Origin of the sequence: Kitasatospora griseola, assembly GCF_044999035.1 — a bacterium.
Lineage (GTDB): Bacteria > Actinomycetota > Actinomycetes > Streptomycetales > Streptomycetaceae > Kitasatospora > Kitasatospora griseola.
Genome location: NZ_CP173360.1, coordinates 2,026,639 through 2,041,600 on the forward strand (window position 1 = coordinate 2,026,639; position 14,962 = coordinate 2,041,600).

8 protein-coding genes and 1 pseudogene are annotated in these 14,962 nt (G+C 76.8%); 3 read left to right on the top strand and 6 right to left on the bottom strand.

The features are described 5' to 3' along the window. From ACI1MP_RS09225 to ACI1MP_RS09250, 6 genes are all read right to left on the bottom strand, one after another. Positions 1-441, bottom strand: coding sequence for a nuclear transport factor 2 family protein (locus tag ACI1MP_RS09225; protein WP_380342203.1), 441 nt, complete (start codon positions 439-441; stop codon positions 1-3). Positions 442-496: 55 nt separating this feature from the next. Further along, positions 497-1,264, bottom strand: coding sequence for a BTAD domain-containing putative transcriptional regulator (locus tag ACI1MP_RS09230; protein ID WP_404870781.1), 768 nt, complete (start codon positions 1,262-1,264; stop codon positions 497-499). Between the two features lie 323 nt (positions 1,265-1,587). Continuing rightward, positions 1,588-1,887: a hypothetical protein gene (locus ACI1MP_RS09235; RefSeq protein WP_404868301.1), complete on the bottom strand. Its 300-nt coding sequence runs from the start codon at positions 1,885-1,887 to the stop codon at positions 1,588-1,590. Beyond that, entirely contained in the window at positions 1,884-2,117 is a 234-nt protein-coding gene (locus ACI1MP_RS09240) for a DUF6059 family protein (RefSeq protein WP_380342208.1), read from the bottom strand. Before ACI1MP_RS09240 ends, ACI1MP_RS09235 begins: the two co-directional genes overlap by 4 nt. Positions 2,118-2,123: 6 nt before the next feature. Beyond that, positions 2,124-3,461: a crotonyl-CoA carboxylase/reductase gene (ccrA, locus tag ACI1MP_RS09245; protein WP_043910465.1), complete on the bottom strand. Its 1,338-nt coding sequence runs from the start codon at positions 3,459-3,461 to the stop codon at positions 2,124-2,126. Positions 3,462-3,463: 2 nt separating this feature from the next. Further along, entirely contained in the window at positions 3,464-4,522 is a 1,059-nt protein-coding gene (locus ACI1MP_RS09250) for a ketoacyl-ACP synthase III family protein (protein ID WP_380342212.1), read from the bottom strand. Between the two features lie 204 nt (positions 4,523-4,726). Here ACI1MP_RS09250 and ACI1MP_RS09255 point away from each other — a divergent pair, with 204 nt between their 5' ends. The 3 genes and pseudogenes from ACI1MP_RS09255 to ACI1MP_RS09265 all read left to right on the top strand — a co-directional run. Further along, positions 4,727-5,734 (top strand): acyltransferase domain-containing protein, encoded by a 1,008-nt coding sequence (locus ACI1MP_RS09255; RefSeq protein WP_404868302.1) that lies wholly within the window; start codon positions 4,727-4,729, stop codon positions 5,732-5,734. A gap of 140 nt (positions 5,735-5,874) precedes the next feature. Continuing rightward, positions 5,875-8,847, top strand: a complete 2,973-nt coding sequence (locus ACI1MP_RS09260; protein WP_404868303.1) for a type I polyketide synthase — start codon at positions 5,875-5,877, stop codon at positions 8,845-8,847. A gap of 74 nt (positions 8,848-8,921) precedes the next feature. Further along, positions 8,922-14,876: pseudogene (locus tag ACI1MP_RS09265) on the top strand (type I polyketide synthase); the annotation flags it as partial. Positions 14,877-14,962: the final 86 nt, after the last annotated feature.

Genomic DNA, 14,962 nt, shown 5'->3' on the forward strand with positions numbered 1-14,962 from the left:
TCAGGCCGGCCGGTCCTGGCGCACCGTGCGGGCCCGGATCAGCCAGGAGTCGCCCGCGCGGACCAGCTCGTCCTCGCACGTGGTGCTGGAGCGCACGGCGGCGCCCTCGGCCTCGGTGATCTGGAACACCAGCGCGTAGCTGCGCACCCGGACCGTGGTGTCGTCGGCCGGGGCGATGTCGACCATGCCGAGCCAGTGCCGGCGGGCGATGCCCTGGCCGCGGAGCTGCTCCACGGTCCGGGTGGCGCCGGCCGTGATCTGGCCGCGGCCGCGGGCCGGCTCCGGGTGCGAGTCGACCGCGAAGGTGCCGTCCTCGGTGAAGAACGACGCCCACTCGGGGATCCGTCCGGCGTCCAGCAACTGCATGTGGTGCGCGTAGAACTGCTCGACCGACGCCCGCAGTTCGGCGTCGACCTTGATGGTGCTCGAATCGGTGGTCATGCGGTTGCTCCTCCTGTCGGTGCCGGGCCCGCCCGGCCTGGGTGCCGAGGCTGCCTCACGCGCTTCGAGACTCGATCGAAGGCGCGATCGGCTGCGGCGGTTCGATCTCGTGGTCGTGCAGCACCGCCTGCTGGATCCGCCGCAACTCGTGCGACGGGGCCAGGCCCAGCTCCTCGGACAGCACCCGGCGGGTGCGGGCGTACGCCTGCAGCGCGTCGTGTCGGCGGCCGATCCGGGCCAGCGTGAACACCAGCAGGCTGTGGTACCACTCGTTGTACGGGTGCTCGACGATCAGGGCACGCAGTTCGGCGACCATCTGGTGGTGCCGGCCGAGCCGCAGGTCGGCCTCGATCCGCAGGTTCAGCGTCTGCATGCGCTGCTCCTCCAGGGCGGCCACGTAGCCCTCCAGGACCGGCCCGGCGTCCACGTTGGCGAGCGGCGGGCCGGACCACAGGTCCAGCGCCCGGCGGAGTTTCGGCCCGGCCTGGTCGGGGCGGCCCGCCTCCAGCAGGGTTTGCGCCTCGGCGGTGAGGCGCTGGAACTGGAAGAGGTCGACCTGCTGGGGGTCGACGGACAGCAGGTAGCCCGGGGCTCTGGTGACCAACACCTGCTTGGCGTCGCCGCCGGTCTCCTCGTCGATGAGGCGGCGTAACTGGTAGATGTACGTCTGGGCGGTGGTCGCGCCGCTGCGCGGCGGCTGGTCGTTCCAGAGCTCCTTGATGATCGTCTCCAACGGCACCACGTGATTGGCGCGCAGGAGCAGCAGAGCGAGCGTGGCAAGGGTCCTGGGTGCCGTGGGGGCGCAGGAGCGGTGGTCGTTCATGACTTCCAAGGGCCCGAGAATGCGGAAACTCAGCACAGGAACCTCATTACTTCCCGACGTTGGGGCGCGGCGGTACCGAATATAAGAAGGCGGCGTTTCGGACCGATTGCCGGACACCGAACGGCCTTCCGAATGGACCGCCGGATACCCGTCCGGACCCGACCGGGCCCGGGAGGGCATCTTTCGGACCGCCCCTGCGGACCGATCGATCCGCAAATCGGGGTTTGAGAGGCGGACGGACGGTGCAGCGGGCCCCGACGGGCGGGCCGGTCAGCCCGACCCGGGGCCCGGAACCGTCCGGGATCCCGGCGCTCCGTCCGCGTTCACGTTCTCTTCACCGCCCGCGCCCCGGCCCGTCCGCCCCGCCGTCTGCGGCCCGGCCCGTCCGCCCCGCCGCCCACGTTCGCGCCCTCGCCCCCGTGCCCTCGCCCGCCGCCGACCTCGCGCTCGTTCTCGCCCTCGCGCTCGTTCTCGTTCTCGCCCGAGTCGAGCATCAGCCAGGCGGCCAGCTCCAGCCCCCGGCCGTGGACGAGCAGGGCGGCGACCGCCTCGGTGATCTGCTCCCGGGCGCCCCGGACGCTGTCGGGGGGCAGGCCGCCGGCCGGTCCCGCGCCCGTGGTCACGGGCCGTCCCCGAACCAGCGGTCCTCCGTCAACTGCCGCCAAAGCAGCCGTTCCTGACGATCGGGCGGCCGGTCGGCGCAGAGCCGTTCGGGGTGCCCGGGGGGCGGCCCGCCGCCGTCGGGGTCGGGGTCGAGCGGCGGCGGCGGGACGTGCAGCGCGCCGTAGACGACCAGGGCCCGCCAGCCGGGCCGCATCAGGTACCTGACGACCAGTCCGAGGAGGTACCGCATGTCCGGCTAGCCGGCCCGGAAGCGGTCGATGGCCCCGGCGTGCCGCTCCCGCAGCCCCGGATCGGTGACGCCGAGGCCCTCCCGGGGTGCCAGCGCCAGCACGCCGACCTTGCCGCGGTGCACGTTGCGGTGCACGTCGTGGACGGCCTGCGCGGCCTCGGCCAGCGGGTAGGCGCGGCTCAGCGTCGGGTGCACCACCCCGCGCCGGACCAGCTCGTTGGCCTCCCAGGCCTCCCGGTAGTTCGCGAAGTGCGAGCCGACCACCCGCTTCAGGTGCATCCACAGGTACCGGTTGTCGTACTCGTGGAGGTAGCCGGAGGTGGCCGCGCAGGTCACCACGGTGCCGCCGCGCCGGGCCACGTAGACGCTCGCCCCGAAGGTCTCCCGGCCCGGGTGCTCGAACACGATGTCGGGGTCGCGGCCGCCCGTCAGTTCGCGGATCCGCGCGCCCAGGCGCTTCCACTCGCGCGGGTCCTGGGTCCGCTCGTCCTTCCAGAACCGGTAGCCCTCGGCGGCCCGGTCGATCACCAGCTCGGCGCCCATGGCCCGGCACGCCTCCGCCTTCCCCGGGTCGGACACCACGCACACCGGGGTCGCCCCGGACGCCAGCGCGAGCTGCGTCGCGTACGAGCCGAGGCCGCCGCCCGCGCCCCACACCAGGACCACGTCGCCGAGCTTCATGCCCGCGCCGTTGCGGGACACCAGCTGCCGGTAGGCGGTGCTGTGCACCAGCCCGGGCGCGGCGGCCTCCTCCCAGGTCAGGTGGGCGGCCTTCGGCATCAGCTGGTTGGCCTTCACCAGGGCCAGTTCGGCCAGGCCGCCGAAGTTGGTCTCGTACCCCCAGATCCGCTGCGCCGGGTCGAGCATGGTGTCGTCGTGGCCGTCGGGGTGCTCCAGCTCCACCGACAGGCAGTGCGCGACCACCTCGTCGCCCGGGTGCCAGGCGTGCACCCCGGGCCCGGTGCGCAGCACCACCCCGGCCAGGTCCGAGCCGAGCACGTGGTACGGCAGGTCGTGCCGGCGGGCGAGCGGGGAAGTGCGGCCGTAGCGCTCCAGGAAGCCGAAGGTGGGGACCGGCTCGAAGATCGAGCTCCACACGGTGTTGTAGTTGACGGAGCTGGCCATCACCGCCACCAGGGCCTCGCCGGGGCCGAGTTCGGGCACCGGCACGTCCTCGACGTGCAGGCTCTTGCGCGGGTCCTTGTCGCGGCCGGCCAGCCCTTCGAACATGGCGGCCTGGTCGCGGTGCACGGTCACCGCCCGGTAGTGCTCCGGCAGCGGCAGCGCGGCCAGCGCCGCCCGGTCGCGCTCGCCGGACAGCAGTGCGTCACGGATCCGGTCCATGGTCAGACTCCTCGCGGGGACGGGCGGTGCGGGAACGGGGCGCCGGCCGGGTCGCCGACGATCTGCAGCACGGCGACGGACCAGGCGAACGAGGCGCCCGCGCTGATCAGCACGCAGGTCTGTCCGACGGACAGCGCGCCGGTGGACGCCAGCCGGTCCAGGCCGGCGATCTGGTCGCCCGCGCCGAGGTGGCCGACGCCGCTGCCCCACGGCCAGGTGGTGCGCTCCGGGTCGATCCCCAGCGGCTCGAAGAACTGGAAGTCCATCTTGGGGCGGCCCAGGTTCGGCAGCACGAACCGGTCGATGTCGGCGGCCGTCAGCCCGGCCTCCTTCAGCGCCCGCCGGTAGGCCTCCCGCTGCCCGGCCTGCAGCCGCTCCAGCACCGCACCCGCGCCGAACTCCCGCAGCAGGTGGGCCCGGTGGGCCTCGATGCTGATCGGCGCGCGGGCCGTCAGCGGGGCGTCCCCGAACGGGTCGTCGCCGCGGCCCATGCTCTCCAGCTCCGGCGCCGACACCGTCACCAGGCTCAGCAGCCGGGCGAAGCCGCCCCGCGCGGACAGCACCAGCGCCGTCCCGCCGTCGCCGCACACCGTTCCCGGGTCGGTCCGCCACCGGTCGAAGCCCGGCAGGCAGAACCGGTCGCCGGTGGTGATCAGCACGGAATCCCGCTCCGGGTCGGCGAGCAGGTACGCCGCGCCCAGCTCCAGCGCCGCCATCCCGCCGTTCGAGAGCTGCCGCACCTCGACCGCCAGGCAGGCGTTGCCGACCGCGCCGCGCTGCACGTACGAGGCGGGCGCCCACAGGTCGTGGCCCTGGTGGTAGGTGTCCGCGTGCAGCACCAGCTCGATCCGGTCGGGTCCGGCCCCGGCCGCCGCCAGCGCCCGCCGGGCCGCCCGCACCGCCAGTTCCGGCCCCGGCTCCTCGGACACACACACCGAGCGGATCCGGGTGCGCCGCACCGTCCAGTCGTCGCACAGCCCGGCGTCCCGCGCCGCCTCCGCGGCCATCGGCACCGGCAGTTCCACCCCGGTCCCCGACACGTACAGCCCGTCGACCCTCACTGCGGCCCTCCTCCCAGGCAATGGCGGGCCCGCCCGGCCGCCGTACTGCGGCCGACGGCGCCTCCCGCCGGTCGGGGCCGAGTGTGCAGGCCGCCCGTCCAAGGGAGTTCGAGGATCGCCCGAGGTCAGCGCCTGGATCGATCCTCGTACCAGCTTGGATGCCGGCCCGTTGCAATGCCTTCGACGCGCGACGAGAGGCATGCGATGGAGACACCGACCGACCAGGGCCGCCTGCGGGTCGCCCTGCTGTTCCCCGGGCAAGGCGCCCAGCACCCCCGGATGGCCGCCGGCCTGTACGGCGAGTCGCCGGTCTTCACCGCGGCGATGGACCGGGCCTTCGAGCTGCTCGGCCCCGACGGGCCCCGGCTGCGCGCCGAGTGGCTGGCGGCCGAGCCCTCCGCCGCCTTCGACGACGTGACGGTGGCCCAGCCCCTGCTGTACGCGGTGAACCTGGCGCTCGGCCGCACCGTGCTCGGCTGGGGCGTCGAACCGGTCGCGATGCTCGGCCACAGCGTCGGCGAACTCGCCGCCGCGACGCTGGCCGGCGTCCTGGACGCCGAGGACGGCTTCCGGCTGATGCGCAACCGGATCCGGGTGTTCGCCGACACCCCGCCCGGCGGGATGCTCGCCGTCGCCGCCTCCCTCGCCGAGGTCTCCGACCTGCTCGGCGAACACGTCCACCTGGCCGCGCTGAACGCCACCCGGCAGCTGCTGCTGGCCGGCGAACGCCACCACCTCGACCGGGCCGCCGACGCGCTCCGGGAGCGCGGCGTGGCCTGCCGGGACGCCCTCGCCCGGCAGGCCTTCCACAGCCCGCTGGTCGACGGCGCCGTCGAGGAGTCGATGCCGGACTGGACGGCGACCCCGCTGCGCCCGCCCGGCCGGACCCTCTACTCCGCCTACACCCGGGGCGTCCTGACGGCCCGCCAGGCCGTCGACCCGGTGTTCTGGGCCCGGCAGGCCGCCGAGCCCGTGCTGTTCGCTCCCACTCTGGACCGGCTGCTCGCCGACCACGACTGCCTGCTGGTGGAGGCCGGCCCCGGCAACAGCCTGAGCGCCCTGGCCCGCCGGCACCCCGGGGTGCTTCGCGGCCGCAGCCGGATCCTGCCGCTGCTGCCGGACCGCCCGTCCGGGGACCGCGCCGACCTGGACGCGGTCGCCGCCGTCCACCGCACCGTCCTCGGCCCGCTCGCCCCGGCCCCGACCGCCTGAGACCCGCCCCGACCGCCCGGGACCCGGCCCCGACCGCTTCGGGCCCGCCCGGGGCCCGCCCGAGACCCGCGTCGCCCAGAACCCGCCTGCCCGGACCGGTCCCCGCCCGGCCCCGGCGGTCCGCCGAACGGAGGAGACAGATGTCCGCACCACCGCAGCAACCACCGGCCCCGGACGGGCCGGTGGCGATCGTCGGCCTCGCCTGCCGGTTCCCCGGCGCCCCCGACCGACGGGCGTTCTGGCGGCTGCTCGCCGAGGGCCGCGACGCGGTCGCCCCCGGCACCGGCCCGCGGGCCGGCCGCCGGCCGGGCGGCTACCTGGAGGACACCGAGCTGTTCGACGCCGAGCTGTTCGGGATGTCGGCCCGCGAGGCCGCCGCCACCGACCCGCAGCAGCGGCTGCTGCTGGAACTCGCCTGGCTGGCCCTGGAGGACGCCCGGATCGCCCCCGACGCCCTGCACGGCACCGACACCGGCGTGTTCGTCGGCGCCTGCGCGGACGAACACGCCTTCCTCGCCCGGGCGGCCGGGCCGGCCGCGCTGTCCGCGTACACCCTCACCGGCACCGGCCGGGCGTTCCTGGCCAACCGCCTGTCGTACGCGTTCGGCCTGCACGGGCCGTGCCTGGTGACCGACACCGGCCAGTCGTCCTCGCTGGTCGCCGTCCACCAGGCCGTGCGCAGCATCCGCTCGGGCGAGAGCACGCTGGCGCTGGCCGCCGGGGTCCAGCTGAACCCCACCGCGGAGGGCGACGCGGTCGTCGAGGCGCTCGGCGCGCTCTCCCCGACCGGGCGATGCCGCACCTTCGACGCCCGCGCCGACGGCATCGTGCGCGGCGAGGGCGCCGCGGTGCTGGTGCTCAAACCGCTGGCGCGGGCCCTCGCCGACGGCGACCGGATCTACTGCACGGTGCTGGGCGGCGCCGTCAACAACGACGGCCGGGGCGCGGGCCTGACCGCCCCCGGGCAGCAGGCCCAGCAGCGGGTACTGGCCGCCGCGTACGCGGACGCCGGCGTCGACCCGCGGCAGGTCGGCCACGTCGAACTGCACGGCACCGGCACCCGCAGCGGCGACCCGGTCGAGGCGGCCGCGCTGGGCGCGGTGCTCGGCGCGGGCCGGCCCGTGGACCGCCCGCTGCTGGTCGGCTCGGTGAAGACCAACATCGGCCACCTGGAGGGCGCGGCCGGCCTGGCCGGGCTGGTCAAGACCGCGCTCGGCCTGCACCACGGCGAACTGCCGCCGAGCCTGCACTACACCGAGCCCAACCCGGCGATCGACCCGGCGGCACTCGGCCTGGCGGTGTGCCGCATCCGCACCGCGTGGCCCGGATCGGTCGCCGGCGTCTCCTCGTTCGGCCTGGGCGGCACCAACTGCCACGTGGTGCTGGGCGCCGCGCCCACGCCCGCGCCCGACCCTGCGCCCGCGCCCGACCCTGCGCCCGCACCCGCAGCCGCAGCCGCAGCCGACCGACCTGACCGGTCCGACCGGCCGGCCGGCCCGGTGCCGCTGGTGCTGTCCGGGCACACCCCGGCGGCGCTGCGCGGCCAGGCGCTGCGGCTGGCCGCGCACCTGTCGGGCACCCGGGCCGCGGACCCGGCGGCGCTCGGTCTGTCGCTGGCCGTCACCCGGGCCGGGCTGCGGCACCGCGCCGCGGTGGTCGGCGCCGGCCCGGAGGAGCTCGCCGAGGGCCTGCGGGCGCTGGCCCGCGGCGCGCACCCGGACGGGGTGCGCACCGGGCTGCGCGGCACCGGCGGCACCGTGTTCCTGCTGCCCGGCCAGGGCATGCAGCGCACCGGCATGGGCCGTGAACTGCACGGCTCGCACCCGGAGTTCGCGGCGGCCTTCGACCGGGTCGCGGAGGTCGTCGGGCCGCTGCTGGGCACCGGCCTGCACGAGGTGGCGTGGCACCGCGAGGACCTGCTGGACCGGCTGGAGTACGCGCAGCCCGTGCTGTTCGCCCTGGAGGTGGCGCTGTACCGCCTGCTGGAGTCCCGCGGCATCGCGGCGGACCTGCTGGTCGGGCACTCGCAGGGCGAGATCACCGCCGCCCATCTGGCCGGGGTGCTGTCGCTGGAGGACGCGGCGGCGTTCGTGGTCGAGCGCGGCCGGCTGATCGCGAGCCTGCCGCCGGGCGGGGCGATGGTCGCGGTGCAGGCCGCCGAGGACGAGGTGCGCGAGGCGATCGCCGAGCAGTCCGGCCTGGTCGGGGTGGCGGCCGTGAACAGCGACCGCTCGCTGGTGGTGTCGGGCGCCGAGGAGCCGGTGCTGGCGCTGGCCGCCCGGTTCGCGGCGCTCGGCCGCCGCACCCGGCCGCTGCGGATCAGCCGGGCCGGGCACTCCCCGCTGATGGCCCCGATCCAGGACGAGCTGCGCGCCTTCGCGGAGAAGCTGACCTTCCACCGGGCGTCCGGCCCGGTGGTGGTGTCGGCCGTCACGGGCGCCCCCGCCGGACCGGAGGAGCTGGGCAGCGCCGCGTACTGGGCGCACCACCTGTGCGCGACCGTCCGGTTCGGCGACGCGGTGCGCGCCGCCCACGCCCTCGGCGGGCGGTTCTTCGTCGAGGTCGGCCCCGGGCACGGGCTGAGCACCATGGCCGAGGAGGTCGCCGGGGGCGGCGCGGAGGTCTTCGCCGCGCCGCTGGCGACCGCCGAGGAGCGCCGGGGGCTGGCCGAACTGGCCGCCGCCGCCCACGTGTTCGGTCGGCCGGTGGACTGGCGGGCGTACTTCGGCCCGACGGTGGCGCCCGTCGATCTGCCCGGCTACGCGTTCCAGCGCCTGCCGTACCGGCTGGCGGACGCCGCCGCCCCGGCCGCCGAGCCGGCGGCGCAGGAGCCTGCGGAGCCGGCCGGCGGCGGCGACCCGACCGAACTGGTGCCCCGGCACACCCTGGAGATCCTCGGCCGGCCGGCCGGCGCCCCGCTCGACTTCGACGCCTCGTTCAACGACCTGGGCCTGGACTCGCGCGCCGCGCTCGCCCTGTGCACCCGGCTGTCCCGCGACCTCGGCCGGAAGGTCCCCGCCACCGTGCTGTTCGACCACCCCACCCCGGCCCGGCTGATCGAAGCCCTGCGGGCCGCGGCACCCAGCCAGAGCCCCCGGGCATCCCACCGATGAAGGACACCGCTGCAGCGATGACTGACGCCGACACCGCACCCCGCTCCCCCGACGAACCGATCGCGATCGTCGCGATGGCCTGCCGCTACCCGGGGGGCGTGCGCTCCCCCGAGGACCTGTGGCAGCTCGCCGACGAGGGCCGCGACGCCATCGGGCCGTTCCCGACCGACCGCGGCTGGGACCTCGACGCGCTCTACGACCCCACCCCCGGCACCCCCGGCCGCTCGATCACCCGGCACGGCGGCTTCCTCGCCGACGCCGACCGGTTCGACGCCCGGTTCTTCGGCATCTCCCCCCGGGAGGCCGCCGGCATCGACCCGCAGCAGCGGATCCTGCTGGAACTCGCCTGGGAGCTCTTCGAACGGGCCGGACTCGAACAGCGCGCGCTGCGCGGCAGCAGCACCGGCGTGTTCGTCGGCGCGATGGCCCAGGACTACGGCCCGCGGCTGGCCGACGACAGCGCGGACGCCGGCGGCTACCGGATCACCGGCAGCAGCACCAGCGTCGCCTCCGGCCGGCTCTCCTACTTCTTCGGCCTCCGGGGCCCGGCCGTCACCGTCGACACCGCCTGCTCCTCCTCGCTGGTCGGCATCCACCTGGCCGCGCAGGCGCTGCGGCAGGGCGAGTGCGACCTGGCGCTGGCCGGAGGCGTCGCCGTGATGCCCACCCCCGGTCTGTTCATCGACTTCAGCCGCCAGCACGGGCTGTCCCCCGACGGCCGCTGCAAGGCCTTCTCGGACGCCGCCGACGGCACCGCCTGGGCGGAGGGCGCGGGCCTGCTGCTGCTGGAGCGGGCCTCCGACGCGGCCGCCCGCGGCCACCGGGTGCTGGCGCTGCTGCGCGGCAGCGCGCTCGGCCAGGACGGCGCCAGCAACGGCCTGACCGCGCCCAGCGGCCCCGCCCAGGAGCAGGTCGTCCGCGACGCGCTGCGGCGGGCCGGCCTGACCCCGGACCAGGTCGACGCGGTCGAGGCGCACGGCACCGGCACCCCGCTCGGCGACCCGATCGAGGCGCGCGCCCTGGCCGCCGTGTACGGGGCCGGCCGGAGCGGCGCGGAGCCGCTGTGGCTCGGCTCGCTGAAGTCGAACATCGGGCACGCCCAGGCCGCCGCCGGGGTCGGCGGCGTGATCAAGATGGTGCAGGCGATGCGGGCCGGCCGACTGCCCGCGACGCTGCACGTGGGAACCCCCAGCCGGCACGTCGAGTGGGACGGCAGCGGCCTGGGGCTGCTCACCGCGGCCCGGCCCTGGCCGGAGACCGGGCGGCCGCGGCGCGCCGCGGTGTCCTCGTTCGGCATCAGCGGCACCAACGCCCACCTGCTGCTGGAGCAGCCGCCCGCCGAGGCCGAGCCGGAGCCCTCGCCGGAGGCCGCCGGCCCGTACGTGTGGACGGTCTCCGCGCCGACCCCCGACGCGCTGCGCACCCAGGCCGCGGCCCTCGTCGAGCACCTGCACCGCCGGCCCGGGCTGCGGGCCGCGGACGTCGCGCACACGCTGGCGCTGCGCACCCGGTTCGCGCACCGCGGCACCGTGGTCGCCGACGACCGCGCGCAGCTGCTGACCGGCCTGGAGTCGCTGGCCGAGGGCCGGCCGGCGCCGGCCGCGCCGGGCCGCTACCGGTCTCCGGCCGTCGGCCGGGGCGAGGCGGCGGCCGGGCCGGTGCGGCCGGTGTTCGTCTTCCCGGGGCAGGGCTCGCAGTGGCAGGGCATGGCGGTCGAGCTGATCGACTCCCACCCGGTGTTCCGGGCCTCGATGGAGGCCTGCGCGGAGGCCCTCGCCCCGTACTGCGACTGGGAGTTGACGGACGCCCTGACCGGCGCCCTGCCGGACCGGGTGGACGTGGTGCAGCCCGCGCTGTTCGCAGTGATGGTGTCGCTGGCCCGGCTGTGGCGCTCGGTCGGCGTCGAGCCGGCCGCCGTGGTCGGCCACTCGCAGGGCGAGATCGCCGCGGCGCACGTCGCCGGGGTGCTGTCGCTGGCGGACGCGGCGCGGATCGTCGCGCTGCGCAGCCGGGCGCTGCGCGCGGTGGCGGGCACCGGCGGCATGGTGTCGCTGCCGCTCCCCGCCGATCGGGCCCGGGAGCTGCTGGCGGGCTTCGGCGGCGCGGTGTCGGTGGCGGCCGTGAACGGCCCGGCGATCACCGTGGTGGCGGGCGAGAGCGCCGCCCTGGAGCGGCTGCTGACGGCCTGTGAGCGGGACGGCGTGGACGCCCGCCGGATCGACGTCGACTACGCCTCGCACACCGCCGACATGGACGTGCTGCGCGAGGCCCTCGCCGAGGACCTGGCGGGCGTGACGGCCGGTCCCGCCGAGGTCGCGCTGGCCTCCACGCTGACCGGGCGGCTGCTCGACGGCGCCCCGATGGACGCCGGGTACTGGTTCGACAACCTGCGCAACCCGGTGCTGTTCGACCCCGCGGTGCGCGAACTCGCCCGGGCCGGGCACCGGGTGTTCCTGGAGATGAGCCCCCACCCGGTGCTGACCCTGGGCGTCCAGGAGATCCTCGACGACCTGCACGCGGACGGCACCGTGCTGGGCACGCTGCGCCGGGGCAGCGGCGGCGCGGGCCAGTTCCTGGCGGCCGCGGCCGCCGCGCACGGCGCCGGCGTGTCGGTCGACTGGACGGCCGCGCAGCCCGCGGGCCGGCCGGTCGCGCTGCCCGGGTACCGCTTCGAACGGGCCCGGCACTGGCTGGAGCCGTCCGGTCCGGCCCGGCCGTCCGGCCCGGCGCTGCTGCCGGACGCGCTGGACCTGCCGGACGGCTCCACGGTGCTGGCCGGGACGCTGTCCGCGGCCCGGCAGCCGTGGCTGGCCGACCACCGGGTCGGCGACGCGGTGCTGCTGCCCGCCACCGGGTTCCTGGAGCTGCTGGCCGAGGCCGGCGCCCGGCTCGGCCTGCCCGCCGTCGAGGAGCTGACGGTGACCGCGCCGCTGCCGGCGCCCGCCGCGGCGGAGGCGGACCTGCGGGTGGTCGTGCGGCCCGCGGACCCGGCGGGCCGCCGGACGGTCTCGATCAGTGCCCGCACCGCGCCGGACGGGTCCTGGCAGGAGCACGCGGGCGGCGTGCTCGCGGCCCGGGCCGGGTCGCCGCGGCCGGCCCCCGCGGTGTGGCCGCCGATCGGCGCGACCCCGGTCGACCTGCGGGACGCCTACCCGGCGCTGGCGGCCCGCGGCTACCGGTACGGCCCGTCGTTCACCGGGCTGCGCGCGATGTGGGTGCGCGGCTCCGAGCTGTTCGCGGAGGTCGAGGCCGGTCCGGGCGTGCGGGACGGACGGCAGTGGGCGGGCCCGCACCCGGCGCTGCTGGACGCGGCGCTGCACCCGGCCGTGCTGCGCTCCACCGGGCTGCGGCTGCCGTTCTCCTGGCGGGACGTGACGCTCCGTCCGACCCGGTCGGCGGTGCTGCGGGTGGCGCTGACGGTCGAGGAGGGGCGCTGCGCGCTGGTGGCCACCGACGAGCGGGGCGACCTGGTGGCGTCGGTGGGTTCGCTGTCGCTGCGGCCGGTCGCGGACGAGAGCGGGGAGCTGCTGGAGGTGGTGTGGCGGCCGGTGCAGGACGGGCCGGCGCCGGAGCCCCTGCGGTGGGCGGCGGTCGGGCGGGGGCTGGGCTCCGGCCCGGCGTACCCGGACCTGGACGCGCTGCCGGATCCGGTGCCGCCGGTGGTGGCGGTGTCCTTCGACCCGGCGGGCGCGCTGCCGGGCGAGGGCGCGGCGGCGGCGCTGGAGGCGCTGCAGCGCTGGGTGGCGGACCCCCGGTTCGCCGGGTCCGTGCTGGCGGTGGTGACGCGGGGCGCGCAGGCCGTGGTCGGCCGCGAGCCGGTGTCGGGGGTCGCCCAGGCGGCGGTCACCGGGCTGCTGCGGGTCGCGCTGGCCGAGCACCCGGGCCGGGTGCTGCTGGTCGACCTGGACGCGGACCCGGCGTCGGCGGCGGCGCTGCCCGCGGCGCTCTCCTGCGGCGAGCCGGAGGTCGCCGTCCGGGCCGGGCGGCTGTACGCCCGGCGGCTGGCCGAGCCGGCCCCGGCGGACCTCAACGATCCTCCGCAGGAGGGGAGTTGGCGGCTGGACGTGACGACGAAGGGCACTCTGGACAATCTGGCGCTGCTGCCGCACCCGGAGGCCGACGCGCCGCTGGGCGCGGGCGAGGTGCGGATCGCGGTGCGGGCCGCCGGGCTGAACTTCCGCGACATCGCGGTCGGCCTGGGCCTGGTCGCCAGCGAGAGGACCATGGGCAGCGAGGGCGCGGGCGTGGTGACCGAGGTCGGCTCCGCCGTCACCGGTCTGGCGGTCGGTCAGCGGGTGTTCGGCGTGTTCGAGCGCTCGCTCGGGCCGGTCGCGGTCGCCGACGCGCGGATGGTCCGCCCGATCCCGGCCGACTGGTCGTTCGCGCAGGCCGCGGGCGTGCCGATCACCTACATCACCGCCTACCAGTGCCTGGTGGAGATCGCCGGGGTGAAGCCCGGCGAGTCGGTCCTGGTGCACACCGCGACCGGCGGCGTCGGCTTCGCCGCGATCCAGCTCTGCCGTCACCTGGGGGCGGAGCTGTACGCCACGGCGGGCCCCGACAAGCACGACCTGCTGCGCGGACTCGGCCTGGACGACGCGCACATCGCGTCCTCCCGCACCCTCGACTTCGAGTCGCACTTCCACCGCACCAGCGGCGGCCGGGGCGTCGACGTGGTGCTCAACTCGCTGGCGGGCGAGGCGATCGACGCCTCGCTGCGGCTGCTCGCCGACGGCGGCCGGTTCGCCGAGATGGGCAAGACCGACATCCGGGACGCGGCGGCGACCGAGGCCGCCCACCCCGGCGTCCACTACGAGGCCTACAACATCCTGGGAGTGGCGCCGGACCGGATCGGCGAGGTGCTGGACGAGCTGATCGCCCTGTTCGAACGGGGGGCGCTCTGGCATCCGCCGCTGACCACCTGGGACGTCCACGACGGCGCGAAGGCGCTGCGGCACCTCAGCCGGGCCCGGCACCGCGGAAAGATGGTGCTGACCCTGCCGCGCCGGCTCGACCCGGACGGCCTGGTGCTGGTGACCGGCGGGACGGGCGGGCTGGGCGGCACGCTGGCCCGGCACCTGGTGGACCGGCACGGGGTGCGACGGCTGCTGCTGGTGAGCCGCCGCGGCCCGAACGCAGAGAACGCCGGGGAGCTGGCCGCGGACCTCGCGGCGCGCGGTGCCGAGGTGGTCGTCGAGGCCTGCGACCTGACCGACCGGGAGGCGCTGGGCGCGCTGCTGGCGCAGTACCCGCCCGCCGCCGTGGTGCACGCCGCGGGCGTCCTGGACGACGGCCTGCTGACCGGCCTGACGGCGGCCCGGCTGGCCCGGGTGCTGCGGCCGAAGGCGGACGCGGCGTGGGCGCTGCACGAGCTGACGGCGCACCTCGACCTGTCGGCGTTCGTCCTGTTCTCCTCCGCGGCGGGCGTGCTCGGCGACCCCGGGCAGGGCAGCTACGCGGCGGCCAACACCTTCCTGGACGCGCTGGCCCAGCACCGCCGGGCGCTCGGCCTGGAGGCCACCAGCCTGGCCTGGGGCTTCTGGGAGCAGCGCAGCGGGATGACCGCGCACCTGTCGGAGCAGGACGTGGCCCGACTGGGCCGCTCCGGGATCCTGCCGATGCCGACCGGCCGGGCGCTGGAGCTGTTCGACCGGGCGCTGGCGGGCGGCGGGGCGCTGGCCGTGCCGATCGCGCTGGACGCGGCGGCGGCGCGCGGCGGCCGGCTGGGCGGGCTGCTCGGCGACCTGCGGCCGGCGGCGGCCGCGCCCGTGGTGGCGGCCGCCCGGCCCGAGCCGGCGCAGCGGAGCGCCGCCGGGCCCGACGGCGCGGACCTGCTGGAGCTGGTGCGGGGCCAGGCGGCCGAGGTGCTGGGCTACGGCGGCGCCGAGGACATCCAGCCGGGGACGCCGTTCAAGGAGCTCGGCTTCGACTCGCTGCTGGGGGTCGACCTGCGCAACCGGCTGAACGCGGTGACCGGCCTGCGGCTGCCCGCCGAGGTGGTGATCGAGAACCCGACCCCGGACCTGCTGGTCGCGTTCATCCGGGCCCGGCCCGCCGGAGCGCGAGAAGCGCTCTGGATCCGTTCTCCAAACGCCCCTGCCAGGCTCGGGCGCGA